Here is a 13,969-nt window from a genome sequence, read left to right as displayed (position 1 = left end):
CGGCGGCCACGCCCCACCTCCGGCCCCCGCATCCCCGCGGCCGCCTGCCCTACCCACGCGCCGAATACCTGTTCAAGAACACCACCCGCGCCCTGGACCCGCACGGCAACGGATGGAGCCTGCACCAACTGCGCCACTCGGCGCTGCAGCACCTGGCAGCCGCCGGCCGCACCGCCGCCGAACTCCAGGCCAAGTCACGCCACCTACTGTCGGCGTACGCCTGAACTGCTCAACCCCGTACAGGTGAACGTGCTCAGTTGGTGATGCGCTGACCGTGGGTTCTCGTCAGTCCGCAATGGACGGTCGACGGCGTCGGGCGGCCGGGCACTTCTCATGCCACCTTGATGACGACCTTGCCCGAGGTGTGACCGTTCTCGACGGTGGCGAGGGCGGCCGGGGCGTCGGAGAGCGGGTGGACCGCGGTGATCACGGGCGCGAGGAGTCCGTCCAGGGCCAGCCGGGCGGACCGCTCCAGGTTTTCGCGGTCGAGGCGACGCTCGACGAAACGCCCACCGAGATCGGGCACGGACATATCACCCACGGCGATGACAGTGCGGGGATCCCGGGCCAGCGGAGCGACCATCCGCAGCGAGGTGCCTCCGACCAGGTCGACGATCCCGTCGAAGCCGTCCGGAACCAGCTTGCGTGCCGCGGCGCCGACGTCCTCGGCCGTGTAATCGATGAACCGCACCCCGATGGCCTCGGCGTGCTGGCGTTTGGCGGTACTCCCGGTGCCGATCACACGCAGCTTGCGCCCGACAGCCAGCCGGGCGACGGCGAGACCGACCCCGCCTCCGACCCCGTTGACCAGGATCGTGGCACCGGCCGGGAGGCCGAGCTGGTCGAGCAGGTCCACCGCGGTCGTCCCGGCCACTGGCAGCGTTGCCGCCACGGTCGCGGACAGACCGGCCGGGATGCGCGCGGCGTTCGGTGCGGACAGCACGGTCGTCTCGGCGTAGGTGCCGCCACCGGTGAGTGCGAGGCCGAAGACCGCGTCACCCACCTCGAGCCCGTCGACGTCCTCGCCCCGGGCGAGAACGGTTCCGGCTGCCTCCATGCCCAGCACGCGGGGAAACGGACGGCCGCCGTCGAGCCCGGGGACCAGACCCGAGCGCAGCAGGTGATCGAGGGGGTTCACGCCGGCGACGTCGACCCGGATCAGAACCTCGCCGCGACCGGGAACGGGATCGGGACGATCGAAGAACTCCTGCATCTCGGGCCCGCCATACCTGCCGAAACCCCATGCCTGCCCCATTTTCTGCTGCCTCTCGTCCGACCGGCCCGGTGGTTCCGGGCGTTGTCGCCATCCTCACCCCTCACATCGATGTAAGGGGCAACCGGTTGAGAGGCAGGTCACAGCATCAGGCCGACTGTGGCACCGGTTGCGGGGTCGTGGACAGCTCCGCCCGGTGCCGGCTGTTGGCCTTGATCAGCACGTCGAGCGCATCCCGGGTCTCGATCAGGTGCGCGATGTCGGCGTCGATCCGGTCGCGCTCGCGCATCATCGCCGTGAACGTCTCCTCGGCGACGCCCAGGTCACCCGGGACGTCCACACACGGCAGCACAGTCACGATCACCCGGCTGGACATACCCGCGTCGAGCAGCTGTCGGATGAGCGACACGCGCTGGACCGCGGCATCGGAATAGTGACGCTGCCCCGCGTCGGAGCGTGAGCTGGTAAGCAGGCCCTGCTCTTCGTAGTACCGCAGTGAGCGCGGACTCACGCCCGTGCGCTTGGACAACTCGCCTATCCGCATCCCTGAGAGCCTACGCCCGCCTGCTCCAGGTCCAGACCGCCGGCGAGTCATGGACGCTCACGGACACCCCCACGGCCGCAGGGTTGTCATCGTCCCGGTCCCACGACTGAGCGCCGCCTTCGCCCGCCGGTTCACCCATCTGATCGGCCAGCCGCCCCTCACCTACCTGACCTGGTGGCGGATGACCACCGCCGCCCGGCTCCTGCGCACCTCCGACGCCCCGTCAACACGATCACCCAACAGGTCGGCTACAGCTCGCAGCACACCTTCACCCAATGCCTTCAAACGCCAGTACGGGTCACCGTCCGGCAATTACCGGCACCACGCCGGCTGAAGCACAACACCCGCGCAGAAATCCTCAAGGCCGGCGGCCTAGGTGTTAGTGGCCAGTTCGGATTCCCCGCTGGCGACCATTTAGCGGGGGATCCGAACTGGCCGCCGATCGTTGCTCTCGGTAATGGGAAGGCGGGGACTGCAATGAGGCGGTAACGTCCCGCGCGTGGCGAGCGAGGATGTGTTGCAGGACGGGCCCCACCGGCAGATAGTACGGGTCGGGGACACCGTTCGTCGGCCGGTGCAGCCCTGGACCGCGACGGTGCACGCCTTGCTCAGGCATCTGCAAGCGGCTGGCTTCCCCTACTCGCCCCGGCCCCTGGGGTTTGATGAGCAGGGCCGGGAGATTCTCACGTTCATCGAGGGCGAGTCCGGGCCCCAGGGCTGGGCCAAGGTGGCCAATGACCAGGGCTTGTCCGCTTTCGCCCGGCTGCTGCGCGACTACCACGACGCGACTGAGGGTTTCTCGCCGCCAGATCAGGCGGTCTGGTCTTGCGGCGCAAGCGCGCTCGGCGAGGGACAGGTGGTGTGCCACGGCGACTTCGGCCCGTGGAACGTGGTGTGGCAGGGCGACCACCCGGTGGGGATCATCGACTGGGACTTCGCCCGACCGGCACCAGGTCTGCAGGACGTCGCTTACGCGTTGCAGTACGTGGCCCCGTTTCGCGATGACGCCGAGTGTCTGCGGTGGTTGAGCTTCACGCAGGTGCCCGATCGACACAGACGCCTGGAGCGGTTTTGCTCCGCCTACGGTCTCACCTCGACCCTGGGCATTGTGGATGCGGTGATCGACCGACAGCGGCAGAACATCGACCTTGTGCGCCGGCTGGCCTCCGCGGGGCGCGAGCCACAGACCACGTGGGTCCGCGAGGGTCTGTTGGAAGACCTTGACCGCCGTCTTGCTTGGAGCCTTTCGAACCGCCGTCTGTTCGAGTAACGGACCCCGCGCTGTCTGCTCCCGCCGTCATCGAGCTCGCGTCACCGAGCGTGCATCTGGCCACGAGCGGGCAGTGCAACTGGCCGTCCCGGGGGAATTCCGGTTGGCCACCGCCACCCACACCGGGCCCAGCTGGCGCAGGTGCCGGTTGTACTGGGCCTGGCAGGGCAGTCGGGGGAACAGATGCCCGATCCGCATCGGCGCGACCCGCAGCCAATGGCGCTCGGCGTCACAGCCCAGCAGCACCTGAGCGACCGCGACGCAGACCAGCTCGGCATCGGTCAGCCTCGAAGGCCGGCCCCGTCCGCACCGCCGCGTTGGCAGGACGTGGTCGTCCAGATGAACGTAGAGTGCGGTCACAAGGGCGTCCAAGTCTGTTTTCACACACCGACCATGGGCGCCCTTCCCCATGCCCGCACCCGGTTCAGCAATTTCCCATCAACGATCTAGGCCTTGTCGGCGGAGTCGGCGCGGGTGGTCGTTGGCAAGCCGAGTAGCGAGTTCGTCCAGATGCAATGCATGACTCGCTTTGAGGCACGCGGTGACGCCTGGCTTGAGCAGTTCATGTCGATGTCGAGGGAGGCGGCCGGTGGCCATGGCGGTCAGAGTGTGCAGGCCTGCGGTCATGGAATCGACGTTGGCGTTGAAGGCGTCGTTGATGATGACCACGCCGTCAGCCCGTTCCAGGACTTCCAAGCGACCTGAGGACAGGGGCTGGGCGTTGCTGAGCGCCTCCACTATGGCGGCGGCTGCGGCCCAAGTGCTGGAGACCTGGTGCTCACCCAGAACCTGAGGGGCTATCGGGGCTGAGCCCAGGGGCGTGGTCAACGTGAAGCGGGCGCGGCCGAAGGTGGAGACGACGACGTGGGTGCGGGTGCGCATGGCGGCGACCAGGTCGTCGTCGGCGTGGAGGACGGCTAGCCCGCGCCACTGGTGAGAGGAGATCTTTGAAGGCCTGGCGCGAGGTGAAGGCCGGTCCCGTTCGGCCCCAGGTGGTTCAACGGCGTCGGGATCCTGGCCGATGTTCTGTTCGCCGCTTGGCAAGCTCGGTGTTGTGCACGGTTATGGGATGCCGTATCCGTGTTCGGACAGGTCGAACCAGTTGCCTTCGGGTCGATCGCGCGGTATTCGGCGAAGGGCCGCTTGGACGCGCGCAGCGCGGGTTCTTCGAGCCCGGCGGCGGACAGGGCCGCGCATGTCCGCGCCGCATCGGGCACGTGGAAACCGAAGTGGTTCATGCCGGCCGGGGCGACACCGCCAGATGGAGCTGGCCGCGCAGTCGGCCGGCCACATCACCGCCCTCTTGCCAGGGCCAGGTCGTCCTCTCGGGGGCCTGCGAAGCGAACGTTCGGAGTCGTGCCGCCCGGGGCCCGGAAATGAGTTGATCTCCAGGTGGGTGTCGGGGAGGCTGCCTGCCGGAGTGGCCCGATCGGGCGCGGAGCGGAGGTCGGGGCCGTGGGGTATCCGAAGATCCCGCAGCGGTTCGGTGACGGGCCGTTGCCTGGCGGGGGCTGGGTCGCCGAGGAGAAGGTGCACGGCGCGCATCTGGCGCTGGTCAGCGACGGCCGGACGGCGCGGGCCGCCGGGCGGCGCGGTCTGCTGGACGGGGAGCGGCTGGAGACGTTCTTCGGGGTGACGCGTCTGTGGCCGGTGCTGGCGACAGCGGCGGCGGCAGCGGCCCGGGAGGTCGGGCAGGACGTGGTCCTGTACGGGGAGCTGGCCGGTGGAGGCTATCCGCATCCGCAGGTACCACCGGTCGAGGGCGTCGGCCCGGTGCAGACCGGTGTGTGGTACAGCCCTGACCTGGTGTGGCTGGCGTTCGACGGCGCCGTCGGGACGCGCTGGATGAGCCGCGGCGAGCTGGCGGATCTGATGTCCTGTGTGGGCTTGCGGTGCGTGCCGCTGCTGGGTCAAGGTCCTCGGCAGAAGCTCAGGGAGCTGACGGTGGACTTCCCGACGCGGGTGCCCGGCGCGCTGGGCCTTCCGGAACTGCCCGGCAACCGCGCCGAGGGCTACGTCCTCAAGCCCGCCGGCCCCTGGGACACCGGCGAACGGGGGCCGCGGCCGGTACTGAAGGTCAAGCACCCCGGCTTCGCCGAGGACGCCCGCTACGACGGCGCGCGGCCGTTCGTGCCGCCACCCGGCGGAGTGACGGGAGTGCCGCCCTGGCTGCTGGCCGCTGCGGTGGAGCGGCTCACCCCGCCGCGGGTGGACGCGGCCCGCAGCAAGCTCGGCCCGGCCGCCGACACCGCCGTGTTGGCCGCCGAGGTGGTGGCCGACCTGCTCGCCGATCTCGACGGCGATCTGGGCGGCCTGCCCGAGCCCGACCGCCAACGCCTGGCCGCCGCGCTCGCGCCCGCCGCCCGCACGTTGACCGCACTTCGATTCCGCTTGGGCTAGGTGAACGAGACCCCCTACAGAACAGTGGCGCCCCGCCCTCTGCGTGCGCTTTCGTGTTGGCGTGGGGTCACAGCTGGATCCAGGTGGTCTTCAGTTGGGTGTACTTGTCGAGGGCGTGCAGGGACTTGTCGCGGCCGAAGCCGGACTGGGCGTAGCCGCCGAACGGCACGGTGATGTCGCTGGCGTCGAAGCAGTTCACCCAGACCGTGCCCGCGCGGATCGCGCGGGCCATCAGGTGCGCCTTGGACAGGTCGCGCGTCCACACGGCGGCGGCCAGCCCGTACGGGGTGCCGTTGGCGAGGCGGATCGCCTCGTCCTCGTCGTCGAACGGCAGCACCGCCAGCACGGGGCCGAAGATCTCCTCCTGCGCGGCCCGCATCCCCGGCGTGACGGCGTCGAGCACGGTCGGCTCGACGTAGTAGCCGCCGGTCTCCTCCAGTACGCGGTTGCCGCCGGCGAGGGTGACCGCGCCCTCCTGCCGGGCGGTGTCCAGGTGGCCGAGGACGCGGTCCAGATGGGCCTTCTCGACCAGGGCGCCCATGGTGGTGGCCGGGTCGAGCGGGTCGCCCGGGCGCATCGCCTCGGACGCGCGCACCACGGCGTCCACCAGCTCGTCCTTGCGGGAACGGTGCACGAGCAGCCGGGACCCGGCCGAGCACACCTCGCCCTGGTTGAAGAAGATCCCGTCGACGACGGCCTTGGCGAGCGTCTCGGTGTCGGGGGCGTCCCGCAGGACGATCTGCGGGCTCTTGCCGCCGAGTTCCAGCGACACCTGCTTGAGGTTGGAGTCGGCGGCGTAGCGCAGGAACATCCGCCCGACCTCGCCCGAGCCGGTGAACGTGACCGCGTCCACGTCCGGGTGGCGGCCGAGCGCCGCCCCGGCGGTCGGGCCGAAGCCGGGCACGACGTTGAGCACGCCCGGCGGGAGCCCCGCCTCCGCCGCCAGCTCGCCCAGCCGCAGCGCGGTCAGCGGCGACTGCTCGGCCGGTTTCAGCACGACCGAGTTGCCGGCGGCCAGCGCGGGCGCCACCTTCCACGCGGCCAGCATGAGCGGGAAGTTCCACGGGACGACGGCGGCGACCACGCCCAGCGGCTCCCGCGTGATCGTCGCCAGGGTGCGGCGGTCGGTGGGCGCGACCTCGTCGTACCGCTTGTCGATCGCCTCGGCGAAGAACTCGAAGGTCTGCACGGTGACGCGCAGGTCCACCGAGAGCGCGTCGGAGACGGGCTTGCCCATGTCCAGGGTCTCCAGGCGCGCCAGCTCCACGCGGTGGTCGTCGATCAGGCCGGCGAGGCGTTGCAGCACCCGGCGGCGGTCGCGCGGGTGCAGGTCGCGCCAGCGGCCGTCCTCGAACGCGGCGCGCGCGGCGGCCACCGCCGCGTCGACGTCGGCGGCGTCGCCCTCGGCCACGCGGGCGATCACCCGGCCGTCGCGGGGTGACACGCAGTCGAACGTGCGCCCGCTGACCGCGGGGACGCGCTCGCCGTCCACGAACGCTTCAACGTCGATCATGATGGGAGTTCCTCCAGCCGGTGACGGGCGGCGTCCTCGACGACCGCGTCGAAGAGGGCCTGCTCGTACGGGGTCGTCTCGGCGTCGTCCTCGGGGTGCCACTGCACGGCCAGCACCGGGGCCAGGTCGTGTTCGAGGGCCTCCACGCACCCGTCGGGGGCGCGGCCGACGACGCGCAGGCCGCGGCCGACCTCGTCGACGGCCTGGTGGTGGTAGGAGGAGACCGACACGGCGTCGGCCCCGAGGACGCGGGCGGTGCGGCTGCCGGGGTCCAGCGCCACCTCGTGGAACGCGTCCAGGTGGGTGACGCCGGTGTCGGGCAGGTGCTGTACCAGCGTGCCTCCGCAGGCGACGTTGAGCACCTGCATGCCCCGGCAGATCGCCAGCATCGGCATGCCGCGGGCGAGGACGGCGCGGACGACGGCGAGGTCTGCCTCGTCCTGGACGTCGTCGGGCGGCTCGGTGCGTTCGTGGGCCCGCGCCCCGTAGCGCCTGGGGTCCATGTCGCGGCCGCCGGGCAGCACGACGCCGTCGAAGCGCGCCAGCCGCCCGGGAACGTCCCCGGGCCGCCCGTGGTAGAGGATCGCGGGCTCGCCTCCGGCGCGGTAGACGGCCTCCAGGACGGCGGCGGCGGTGACGACGCCGTCGAACCGCAGGCCCTCGATGCGCGGCGAGCGCAGCCCGGCCACGGCGATCAGCGGGCGCACCGGCTCACCCCCCGCCCAGCGGGTAGTCGAGGCCCGGCATCCAGGCGCGCCACGCCTTCTCCAGCCGCCCGTCGGCGATCACCGTGGCAAGCGCGCCGTCGATCGCGGCGAGAATGTCGGGGCGGTCCTTGGCCACGGCGACGCCCCAGCGGTTGCCGGTCGGCACGGTGAACGCGACCTCGAAATCCGGGCCGTCGTCGAGCGGGGCGAACACCACGTCGTCGTCCACCACCGCGTCGACCTCGCCGCGGCGCAGCGCGGCGAGCATGTCGCCGAACACGTCGTCGGTGTCGCCGCCGAACGGCACGGTGACCGCGCCGGGGAACGTCTCGGCCAGCGCCATGTTCGTGCTCCCGGCGATCGCGGCGACGCGCCGTCCGCGCAGGTCCCGCGGCCCCGCGACGCCCGCGCCGGGCCGGACCAGCACCGACTCGTTGAAGATCGCGTACGGGCGGGTGAAGTCGGCCTGCGCCAGCCGCCGCGCGGTGATGCCCTGGCCGCACCAGACGGCGTCCACCCGGTGGGCGCGCGCGGCCGGGATCATCTCGGCCCACGGCGTGAAGACCCACTCCAGCGGGCGGCCGAGCACCTCGGCGACCAGCGCGGCGGCGTCGGGTTCGTACCCCCGCCGGGTCACGCCGTCGGGGCTGCGCAGGAAGAGCGGCGGGGCCTCGGCGTCGATGCAGGCCAGCCGGAGCGGGGTCACGGGATCGCCTCGGTGTACATCGCGCGCTCCCAGTCGGTGACGGCGCCGCAGAACCGCGCCCACTCGTCCGACTTCAGCGCCAGGAACAGCGCGGCCATCTCCTCGGGCATGGCCGACCGGACGACCCTGTCGTCGACGAACGCGTCCAGGGCCTCGCGCAGCGTCAGCGGCAGCGGCCCGAACCCGGACCCGTCGCCGTCGTAACTGCTGCCCGCGTGCGGCGGGCCCGGGTCGATGGCGTTGTCGAGCCCGTCGGCGATGGCGGCGATCAGGACGGCGTGCGACAGGTACGGGTTGACGGCGGCGTCGGGCAGCTTGTCCTCCAGCCGCCCGTTGGCCGACAGCCGCACCGTGCAGGTCTTGTTGTCCATGCCCCAGTTGATCTGAGCGGGCGCGAACTGCCCGGCGTCCCAGTACCGCTTGTAGGAGTTGACGGTCTGCCCCATGACCGCCATCGATCCGGCGGCGTGCGCCAGGATGCCGCCCAGCACGTGCCGTCCGGTCTCGGTCAGGTGCAGCTCGCGGACCGCCGGGTCGGCGAGCACGTTCTCCTCGCCGCGCCAGACGCTGAGGTTGTGGTGGCAGCCGTTGCCCATCATCCCGGTGGCGGGCTTGGGCATGAAGCTGGCGGTGACGCCCAGCTCGCGGGCGACCTGGCGGCAGATCTGCCGGTAGGTGACCAGGCGGTCGGCGGTGCGGTCGGCGTGGTCGAAGCCCCAGTTGAGCTCGAGCTGGCCGGGGTCCTCGTAGTCGCCCTCGATCATGTCCAGGCCCAGCTCCTGGGCGTAGCGGATCACCTTCTGGTAGATCGGCCGCATCAGTTCCAGGCAGTCGGCGTGGTAGGCCGGGCTGGTGCCGGGCCGGACGAACACCTCCAGGCCGGGTCCGGTCCAGGTCATCTCGGGTTCGCAGCCGCTGCGCAGGTGCAGGCCGGTGCGTTCGGTGAACGCGGCGTGCACGCGCCTGAGGTTGCCGCGCGCGTCGGCGGCCAGCGGGCGCCCGCCGATCTCGGGGAGGTGGTCGGGCTCGTAGGTCCGGCAGAGGAACCGCGCGACCGTGCGGTCCCAGGGCAGCACGGCGAAGGTGTCCAGGTCGGGCAGGGCGGTGAACTCGGCCGCCTCGGGGCCGCCGCCGAGCAGGTCGCCGGACCGGGTGACCTGGAAGTCGGCCATGACGGTGCGGTGCATGTTCACGCCGCGTTCCAGGTTGCGGCGCAGGTGGCGGGCGGGCACGACCTTGCCGAGGACGCGGCCGGTCAGCGACACGGTCTGGTAGTAGACGAACTCGACCCCGGCCTCCTCGATCCGGGCCTGGATGTCGCGCACCGCCGCGTCGTCGGCGTTGCGTTCCCGGTGCTCGTCCAGCGGGGTGGCCGCTGGGGCGGCCGGTGGGCGGGTCAGGGACATGGGGACAGACCTCTCGTCAGGAAGCGGTCACGAGTTCGCGGTAGTGCCGGTGCCGGGAGGCGGGCACGCCGATGAGCACCACGCCCACGGGGCGGTCGTCGCGGTGGTAGGCCATCGCCACGCCCCCGGCGAGCGCGCCGATGTCGCCTTCGAGCGGCACCCGGCGGTCGCCGAGCGCGGGCATGCCGAAGCTCTGCAGGCGCAGGTCGTGCTGGTCGCTCCAGAACGACGGCAGCGGAGTGAACGGCGCGTCGTCGGGCGGGCGTCCCGCCAGGTGCGCGGCGAGGGTCGCGGCGGCGCGGCGGGCGGTGTCGGCGGGGACGCACCAGTGCTCCACCCGGCGCGGCACGTCGTCGTAGCGGAGGTTGGGGAAGCGCGCCACGTCGCCGACCGCCACCACCTCGGGGCGGCCCTGCACGCGCATCCGGTCGTCGCACAGCACGCCGTCGGACAGGTCGAGCCCGTTGCCGTCGAGCCACTCGACGTTGGGGACCGAGCCGATCGCCTCGACGACGACGTCGGCGGGCACGGTCCGGCCGTCGTCGAGGACGACCGCGCCCGGCGCGAACGCGGTGACGGCGCGTCCGGTCAGGAAGCGCACGCCCCGCTCCTCGTGACGGCGGCGCAGCGCCTCCCCCAGTTCGGGGCCGATCGCGCGTTCCATCGGCACCGGGAGCGGTTCGACGACGGTGACCCGGCAGCCGCGGCCGCGCGCGGTGGCGGCGGCCTCGCAGCCGACGAACCCCGCCCCCACGATCACGACGCGGCGTCCCGGGGCCAGCTCGGCGCGCAGGGCGAGGGCGTCGTCCAGCGTGCGCAGCACGTGGCGGCCGGCGGCCGGGCCCGGAACGGCCAGGCGGCGCGGGCGTATGCCGGTCGCGACGACCAGCCCGTCGTAGGCGAGCCGGCGGCCGTCGTCCAGGGTGAGCGCGCGGTCGGCCAGGGACGCGGCCACGACGCGGCGGCCCAGCTCCCAGCGCACGTCCTCGACGCTCCGGCGCCGCCGGAGCGCGGTCGCGCCGGCGTCCGCGCGTCCGGCCAGCACCTCCTTCGACAGCGGCGGCCGGTTGTAGGGCGGGTGGGGTTCGGCGCCGACGACGGTGACGGGGCCGTCCCAGCCCTCCGCGCGCAGCCTCTCGGCCGCGCGCAGCCCCGCCATCCCCGCCCCGGCCACGACGACGTGCGCGGCCATCAGTCCTCGATGAGGATGGCCTGGACGGGGCACACGTCGGCGGCCTCCTCGACGGCCTCGCGCAGTTCGTCGGCGGGCTCGCCGTCGAACTCGAGCCTGCCCTCGTCGTTGATGCGGAAGACCTCGGGCGCGGCGATCGCGCACTGGCCGTGGTCCTGGCACCTGTCCAGGTCGACGGTGACCTTCATGGCGTCTCCTTCTCCTCGGTGGGGGTGAACGCGACGGGCAGTTCGACCGGGCCGGTGTTGCCGCTGCGCGGCAGCCAGCGCGACGCGCCGCCGGGGCGCGGGTCGCGCATGCGGCGGGCCAGCAGCGGCAGGGCCTCGCTCATGTCGCTGCGGGCGACGAAGTGGCCCAGGCAGTGGTGGGCGCCGCCGCCGAACCCGAAGTGCGGCGGGCGTTCGGCGGTGATGTCGAACCGGCCGTCGGGCACGGCGCGCGGGTCGGTGCCGGACGCCTCGGTGAACAGGTGCAGGGTGGTGCCCTCGGCGATGTCGAGGCCCTGGAAGGTGAAGTCCTCCAGCGCCTCCCGGGTCACCCACGTGACGGTGGGGTTGACCCGCATGACCTCCTCGACGGCCGCGGGGCCCAGTTCGGGGCGCTCGGCCAGCAGCCGCCACTGGTCGGGGTGGTCCAGGAACGTCTGCATGGCCAGGCCGAGCTGGTTGCGGGTGGTGTCGTACCCGCCGAAGACCAGCAGGACGAGGGAGTCGCGCAGCTCGGCCCCGGTGAGCCGGTCCTCGTCGCGCTGGGCCCGCATGATGCGGGTGACGAAGTCGTCGCGCGGGTCGCTCCGCCGCCGCTCCACCGCCTCGTCCACGTAGCCGTAGAGGCTGTCCAGCGCGGCCTCGATCCTGGGCAGGTCCTCGCGGAGGGTGACGCCCATCGCCAGGCCGATCGTCGCCGAGTCGCGCGCCAGGACCGGCCACTCCTCCTCGGGCAGGCCGAGCATGATGGCGATCACGCGGGCCGCGTACGGGGAGGCGAACTCGGACATGAACTCGCAGCGCCCCGGTTCGGCGAAGCCGTCGACCAGCTCGGCGGCCAGGGCCTGGAAGCGCGGCACGAGGCCGTCGATGAGGCGGCGGGAGAACGCCGGGTTCATCAGGCGGCGCAGCCGGTGGTGCTCCTCGCCCTCCTTGTTGAGCACCCAGTTGGCCCACCAGTCGGCGAACGGGCCGCTGGTGATGCCGTGGTGCGCGGGCCATCTGGCGCTGCCCTGCCGCAGCTTGGGGTGCCGCAGCAGCAGGCGGGTCTCCTCGTAGCGCAGCACGGCGACGCCGTAGTTGGTCTCGGCGTACCAGCTCTCGTCACGGGCCATGCGCACCTGTTCGGACTGCACGGAGAAGGAAGGGTCGGCGATGTCGAAGTACATCGGATGGGTCGCCTCTCGGAACGCGTTGTCTCAGTGGGCCGTCTGGGGGCGCGGCTCGGCGGCGGCGGTCGCCGGGACGGCGTCGCCCGCGGGGGCGTCGCCGCGGTGGTGGTGCCGGGTCAGGGTCATGTAGACCGCGCCCAGCGCGACGACGACGAGGCCGGACAGCACGACGATCCAGTCGTCGTACCAGGGCCCCTCCGGAGTGCGCGGCCAGGCCATGTTGACCATCGCCGACACGCCGTACGCCAGTGCCAGCACGTTGACCGGCAGGCCCCAGCGGCCGAGCGTGAACGGCCCGGCGGGACGCCATCCCCGCGTCCGGGCCCGCAGCGCCGCCAGCACCACCATCTGGAAGCCCATGTAGATGCCGAGCGACGCGAAAGAGATGATCTTGGTGAGGGCGTCCTCGGACAGCTTGGAGCCCAGCGCCACCAGCGCCGGGACCACGGCCGTGACCAGCAGCGCGTACGGCGGCACGTGGCGGGTCGGCGACAGGCGCCGCAGCGCCCCGCTGCCCGCGATCATGTCGTCGCGGGCGTAGGCGTACAGCAGGCGGCTCGCGGCCGCCTGGAGGCTCATCGCGCAGGACACGAACGAGATCAGCACGATGCCGAGCACCACCTTGGTCCCGCCCGGGCCGAACGCGGCGGTCAGCGAGGTGGTGACCGGGTCGGCGTCCCGGCCGGAGACCACCGCGCCGAAGTCGGCCACCGACAGCGTCAGCGCCAGCGCGACGAACGTGGCCGCGGCCCCGCCGACGTAGATGGTCATGCGCATGGCCCTGGGGATGCGGCGGGCCGGGTCGCGGACCTCCTCGGCCACGTCCCCGCACGCCTCGAAGCCGTAGTACTGGAAGACGCCGATCAGCCCGGCGGCCAGGAACGCCGCCGCGTAGGAGCCGGTCCCGGCCGCGCCGAAGTCGTCGAACAGCGCGCCGAGGCCGTGGTGCCGTTCGGTGAGCAGCAGCCAGCCGCCGACGGCCAGGGCGCCGACCAGCTCGGCGGCGAACCCGATGATCGCGGCACGGGCGAGGGTGCGGGTGCCGGCGAAGTTGATGACCGTGGCCAGCACCAGGATGGCCAGCGCGCAGCCGATGGTGGTGTCGACCGTCGGTTCGGCTCCCAGCAGCGCGGCGGCGTAGGGGCCGGCGCCGTAGGCCACGCTGGCGATCGTGACGAGCAGGGCGACCAGGTAGATCCAGCCGCTCATCCAGGCCCAGCGGCGGCCCCACAGGCGGCGCGCCCACGGGTACAGGCCGCCGCTGACCGGGTACTGGGACACGATCTCCCCGAACACCAGGGCGACCAGGAGCTGGCCGATCCCGGCGACCAGGAAGCTCCAGATCATCGGGGGCCCGCCGGTGGCCAGCGAGAACGCGAACAGCGCGTACACGCCGACCACGGGCGACAGGTAGGTGAAGCCGAGCGAGAAGTTGGCCCACAGGCTCATGTCCCGCTTGAAGCGCGATTCGTAGCCGAGGGCGGCGAGGGCGGCGGAGTCGTCGTCGTGAGGGGTCGCGTCACGGGGGATCGCAGAGGACACGGCAGTCTCCCTCATGGGGGGGCGGCGGTGGTCTCCCCACCGGGGGCACGGCGGGGCCGGGTGGGCTGGATCGGCGGGACCCGGGGTCGGCGGGTCCC

At 72.4% G+C, this 13,969-nt stretch carries 13 protein-coding genes and 1 pseudogene; 2 read left to right on the top strand and 12 right to left on the bottom strand.

Annotated elements, in window-relative coordinates:
• Positions 1–331: 331 nt before the first annotated feature.
• On the bottom strand, positions 332–1,213 hold the full coding sequence (locus tag HNR61_RS21110; protein ID WP_220509594.1) for an NADP-dependent oxidoreductase: 882 nt from the start codon (positions 1,211–1,213) through the stop codon (positions 332–334).
• 148 nt (positions 1,214–1,361) lie between these two features.
• Positions 1,362–1,757, bottom strand: coding sequence for a MerR family transcriptional regulator (locus HNR61_RS21105; RefSeq protein ID WP_182844894.1), 396 nt, complete (start codon positions 1,755–1,757; stop codon positions 1,362–1,364).
• A gap of 499 nt (positions 1,758–2,256) precedes the next feature.
• On the opposite strand from HNR61_RS21105, the gene HNR61_RS21100 reads away from it, so the two are divergent.
• The gene (locus HNR61_RS21100) at positions 2,257–3,027 is read left to right on the top strand and encodes a phosphotransferase enzyme family protein (RefSeq protein ID WP_220509593.1); all 771 of its coding nucleotides are present in this window, start codon (positions 2,257–2,259) and stop codon (positions 3,025–3,027) included.
• A gap of 105 nt (positions 3,028–3,132) precedes the next feature.
• On the opposite strand, the pseudogene HNR61_RS50690 reads toward HNR61_RS21100, so the two are convergent.
• Positions 3,133–3,411 (bottom strand): annotated as a pseudogene (locus HNR61_RS50690) (IS982 family transposase); the annotation flags it as partial.
• 54 nt (positions 3,412–3,465) lie between these two features.
• On the bottom strand, positions 3,466–3,909 hold the full coding sequence (locus HNR61_RS21095) for a glutamate ligase domain-containing protein (protein WP_182844893.1): 444 nt from the start codon (positions 3,907–3,909) through the stop codon (positions 3,466–3,468).
• A gap of 573 nt (positions 3,910–4,482) precedes the next feature.
• Between HNR61_RS21095 and HNR61_RS21090 the strand changes: the two genes are divergently transcribed.
• Entirely contained in the window at positions 4,483–5,427 is a 945-nt protein-coding gene (locus HNR61_RS21090; RefSeq protein ID WP_182844892.1) for an RNA ligase family protein, read from the top strand.
• A 67-nt stretch (positions 5,428–5,494) separates the two neighbouring features.
• Here HNR61_RS21090 and HNR61_RS21085 read toward each other — a convergent pair whose 3' ends face one another.
• The 8 genes from HNR61_RS21085 to HNR61_RS21050 are packed head-to-tail and all read right to left on the bottom strand — an operon-like array spanning position 5,495 to position 13,871.
• Complete coding sequence (locus tag HNR61_RS21085) at positions 5,495–6,940, bottom strand: aldehyde dehydrogenase (RefSeq protein WP_182844891.1); 1,446 nt, start codon at positions 6,938–6,940, stop codon at positions 5,495–5,497.
• Complete coding sequence (locus HNR61_RS21080) at positions 6,937–7,647, bottom strand: gamma-glutamyl-gamma-aminobutyrate hydrolase family protein (protein WP_182844890.1); 711 nt, start codon at positions 7,645–7,647, stop codon at positions 6,937–6,939. The genes HNR61_RS21085 and HNR61_RS21080 overlap by 4 nt, the downstream gene beginning before the upstream one ends.
• A gap of 4 nt (positions 7,648–7,651) precedes the next feature.
• Entirely contained in the window at positions 7,652–8,353 is a 702-nt protein-coding gene (locus tag HNR61_RS21075; RefSeq protein WP_182844889.1) for a substrate-binding periplasmic protein, read from the bottom strand.
• Positions 8,350–9,759, bottom strand: a complete 1,410-nt coding sequence (locus HNR61_RS21070; protein ID WP_182844888.1) for a glutamine synthetase family protein — start codon at positions 9,757–9,759, stop codon at positions 8,350–8,352. Before HNR61_RS21070 ends, HNR61_RS21075 begins: the two co-directional genes overlap by 4 nt.
• 16 nt (positions 9,760–9,775) lie before the next feature.
• Positions 9,776–10,951 (bottom strand): NAD(P)/FAD-dependent oxidoreductase, encoded by a 1,176-nt coding sequence (locus tag HNR61_RS21065; RefSeq protein WP_182844887.1) that lies wholly within the window; start codon positions 10,949–10,951, stop codon positions 9,776–9,778.
• The gene (locus tag HNR61_RS21060) at positions 10,951–11,139 is read right to left on the bottom strand and encodes a ferredoxin (RefSeq protein WP_182844886.1); all 189 of its coding nucleotides are present in this window, start codon (positions 11,137–11,139) and stop codon (positions 10,951–10,953) included. The genes HNR61_RS21065 and HNR61_RS21060 overlap by 1 nt, the downstream gene beginning before the upstream one ends.
• A complete protein-coding gene (locus HNR61_RS21055) occupies positions 11,136–12,326 on the bottom strand; it encodes a cytochrome P450 (RefSeq protein WP_182844885.1) in 1,191 nt (396 codons plus the stop codon). Before HNR61_RS21055 ends, HNR61_RS21060 begins: the two co-directional genes overlap by 4 nt.
• Positions 12,327–12,356: 30 nt before the next feature.
• Entirely contained in the window at positions 12,357–13,871 is a 1,515-nt protein-coding gene (locus HNR61_RS21050) for an APC family permease (protein WP_312898010.1), read from the bottom strand.
• Positions 13,872–13,969: the final 98 nt, after the last annotated feature.

The sequence above is a fragment of the Actinomadura kijaniata genome (assembly GCF_014138665.1).
GTDB classification, from domain to species: Bacteria; Actinomycetota; Actinomycetes; order Streptosporangiales; family Streptosporangiaceae; genus Spirillospora; species Spirillospora kijaniata.
This window is presented reverse-complemented; position numbering and strand designations above follow the sequence as displayed.

Excerpts from the sequence above, each read along its gene's own strand:
- HNR61_RS21110 (WP_220509594.1), bottom strand. The coding sequence starts at position 1,213 with ATGCAGGAGTTCTTCGATCGTCCCGATCCCGTTCCCGGTCGCGGCGAG.
- HNR61_RS21095 (WP_182844893.1), bottom strand. The coding sequence starts at position 3,909 with ATGCGCACCCGCACCCACGTCGTCGTCTCCACCTTCGGCCGCGCCCGC.
- HNR61_RS21055 (WP_182844885.1), bottom strand. The coding sequence starts at position 12,326 with ATGTACTTCGACATCGCCGACCCTTCCTTCTCCGTGCAGTCCGAACAG.
- HNR61_RS21085 (WP_182844891.1), bottom strand. The coding sequence starts at position 6,940 with ATGATCGACGTTGAAGCGTTCGTGGACGGCGAGCGCGTCCCCGCGGTC.
- HNR61_RS21105 (WP_182844894.1), bottom strand. The coding sequence starts at position 1,757 with ATGCGGATAGGCGAGTTGTCCAAGCGCACGGGCGTGAGTCCGCGCTCA.
- HNR61_RS21070 (WP_182844888.1), bottom strand. The coding sequence starts at position 9,759 with ATGTCCCTGACCCGCCCACCGGCCGCCCCAGCGGCCACCCCGCTGGAC.
- HNR61_RS21065 (WP_182844887.1), bottom strand. The coding sequence starts at position 10,951 with ATGGCCGCGCACGTCGTCGTGGCCGGGGCGGGGATGGCGGGGCTGCGC.
- HNR61_RS21060 (WP_182844886.1), bottom strand. The coding sequence starts at position 11,139 with ATGAAGGTCACCGTCGACCTGGACAGGTGCCAGGACCACGGCCAGTGC.